Below are 2,420 nucleotides of genomic sequence, written 5' to 3'. Positions count from 1 at the left end.
TTCCTGTACGGCTCCGTTTGTCTTCAAGATTAGCCAGCCCGCGCCCAAAAGCCCATAGCCGAACAGAAGGGCAAAGCCGGTCAGAAGCGAGAACGGCGTCAGAAAGTCGAAAGACCCTCCCGAGAACTGCCTGCCGGTGACCTCGAAACCCTGGATGAAGGCGCCGAGCACGACCCCTTGAGCAAAAGTGGCGACGGCCGAGCCATAGCAGAAACCATGGTCCCAGAAGGTCTTGTGCTCGGCATCGCGGAAGCGGAACTCGAACGCCACGCCACGGAACACCAGCGCCAGCAGCATGACGAGAATGGGAAAATACACCGCGGGAATGATGATGGCGAAGGCAAGCGGAAACGCCGCAAGAAGTCCCAGGCCGCCCAGCACCAGCCAGGTCTCGTTGCCGTCCCAGATCGGAGCGATCGAATTCATGATCGTGTTGCGGGACGCCGTGTCGGGCGCGAAGCCGTAAAGCATGCCGACGCCAAGGTCGAAGCCGTCCAGAAGCACGTAGAAGAATACCGCCATGCCGAGGATCAGCGTCCATATCGGTACGAAATCCAGCACTTGGCTCATCGTACTTCCCCCTCTCGAAGTTCGACGGCTCCGGCACGAACCGGCGCCTCGGGCCTACCCCCTTCGATTTCAGCGCCCTCATCGGCGACGATGGATGGGCCTTTGCGCACGATGCGCAGCATCAGGAAGAGGCCCGCAGGATAGATGATGAGATAGACGGCGATGTAGCCAAGGAGCGAGATCACAACATCGGACCTCGTCAGCGACGGTGTCACCGATTCCGCCGTACGCAGAAGGCCGTAGACTGTCCAGGGCTGGCGTCCGACCTCGGTGGTGATCCAACCTGCGATAACTGCCACGAAGCCGATGGGCGCCGTTATCTGAGTGATCGTGAGAAAAGCCGGCGAAGTGTCCAGCTGGCCGCGCCAGCGAAGCCATCCACCAAAAAGGACGAGGCCGAGCATCAGGATGCCGCAGCCGACCATGATCCGGAAGGCAAAGAAGGGGATCGCGACGGGCGGACGCTGATCGGCCGGAAAGTCCTTGAGGCCCTTAACCTCGCCGTCAAGCTCATGGGTGAGGACGAGGCTGCCAAGCCACGGAAGGTCTATGGCAAAGAGGTTGCGCTCGGCTTTGTCGTCCGGAATGGCGAAAAGCGTCAACGGCACCTGCCGCGCGGTTTCCCAACGCGCTTCGATTGCAGCCAGCTTTGCCGGCTGGTGCTCAAGCGTGTTCAGACCATGCTGGTCGCCGATGAAAATCTGGAGTGGGACCAACACAGTAAGCAGCCAGAGCGTCATCGACAGCATCGTTCGCCCTTCCGCGACCGACCTCCCCCGACGCATCAGATAGGCGCCGACGCCCATGACGACGAAGCCGGTCGTGACGAAGAAGGCGACGACGGTGTGCGCCAATCGGTAGGGAAAGGAAGGATTGAAGACCACCTTGAACCAGTCGGTCGGGAAGAATCGGCCGTCGATGATCTCGTAGCCGGCCGGCGTCTGCATCCAGCTATTTGCCGACAGGATCCAGAAGGAAGAAAGCAAAGTTCCCAGTGCCACCATCAGTGCCGCGACAAAATGCGCCCAGCGTGGCACCAGCTGCCGTCCGAACAGAAGGACGCCAAGGAAGGCCGCCTCCAGGAAGAACGCCGTCAGGCCCTCATAGGCGAAAAGCGGTGAAAGGACATTGGCGGTCGCGTCGGAAAAGCGGCTCCAGTTCGTGCCGAACTGGAAAGGCATGACAACGCCTGTGACGACGCCCATGCCGAAAGCAATCGAGAATATTTTGATCCAGAACGTCGAGATGCGGAGATAGATGTCCCTTCCGGTGAAGAAATTGAGGCCTTCCAGCATCGCGATGAACGCGGCCAATCCTACAGTAATAGCCGGCAGCAGGATGTGCCAGCCGATCACCCAGGCAAATTGCAGTCGCGACAGGAATACAGGATCAAAATCCATTACTCGTCTCTCCCGATGCCGAGCTGGTGAGAATCACTTCATATGCTGCAGCAGCCGCCACAGAGATCACGCCTCGATTCAAAGCCGTGATCAAGCTATAGAAATTGGCGTCGGTGTCGATACTGCGAAGATATGGCCGAAGTTCCGTCCAGCCTTGCGGAAACCGTTCCTTAGCCTGTACGTCGGTGAGCGAGATGATGATCGGCTGACCCGGCTGCCCCTGTTCACCGAGGCTGTACAGGCAAGGCTGCGTCCGACCCCCGGTGCACGACCCGGTTGCTTATTGACCCGGCAACTGTGCTGCTGATACGGGCATGGTGCTGATTTGCGCCCGCGACCCGCCGCCAAGGTGGGTTTTTCATTTCGGCGCCATACTCACACACCCTGGTTTCACGCAAGGGTGATGCCGGTTGATGAAACTTCCCCCGAGGAAGCGCGTTGCGTTGGTTC

2 protein-coding genes are annotated in these 2,420 nt (G+C 59.5%); both read right to left on the bottom strand.

The genetic code is table 11. The features are described from left to right. A partial coding sequence (cydB, locus tag EN932_RS34010) for a cytochrome d ubiquinol oxidase subunit II (protein ID WP_128369433.1) occupies window positions 1-570 on the bottom strand: 570 nt, incomplete at its 3' end. Continuing rightward, complete coding sequence (locus EN932_RS34005; RefSeq protein WP_128369432.1) at window positions 567-1,970, bottom strand: cytochrome ubiquinol oxidase subunit I; 1,404 nt, start codon at window positions 1,968-1,970, stop codon at window positions 567-569. The genes cydB and EN932_RS34005, both read right to left, overlap by 4 nt. Between the last annotated feature and the right edge of the window lie 450 nt (window positions 1,971-2,420).

Source organism: Mesorhizobium sp. M7A.F.Ca.US.002.01.1.1, assembly GCF_004022955.1.
In the GTDB taxonomy this organism is placed as follows: Bacteria; Pseudomonadota; Alphaproteobacteria; order Rhizobiales; family Rhizobiaceae; genus Mesorhizobium; species Mesorhizobium ciceri.
The sequence above is the reverse complement of the archived record's forward strand: the minus strand, read 5'-3'. Positions and strand labels throughout refer to the sequence as shown.